The organism is Bacillus sp. SIMBA_154 (genome assembly GCF_046536015.1).
GTDB lineage: Bacteria > Bacillota > Bacilli > Bacillales > Bacillaceae > Bacillus > Bacillus pumilus_P.
Window position 1 is genome coordinate 1 of sequence record NZ_JAWJBV010000432.1, and the last position, 255, is coordinate 255.

Below are 255 nucleotides of genomic sequence, written 5' to 3' on the forward strand. Positions count from 1 at the left end.
CTTTTAAAATTTTCACAATATGCAAACTGCTCGCTACATTCCCTTTAGAAAACACGACATCATTACAATGTGCGCCAAAGAGCTTAATAAAGACCAACAAACTTCTTTTAAGCAGCTTTGTGAACTTTTAGCCAGCTTAATTCACTTTCAGTACCATGGCACACTTGAGTCATTAAAAAACAATTACGCGCCTTTTGATCCAAATAGCGATACTCGTTTAATAAACAGCGTGACTGATGAGCAAAAAGCTCAATG

The 255-nt window shown here is 36.5% G+C and carries 1 protein-coding gene; it reads left to right on the forward strand.

Translation table 11 applies throughout. The annotated features are described in order from the left end of the window. Nucleotides 1-19: 19 nt before the first annotated feature. Nucleotides 20-255: hypothetical protein (locus R0K30_RS22655; protein ID WP_410613179.1), on the forward strand; the 236-nt coding region annotated here is incomplete at its 3' end.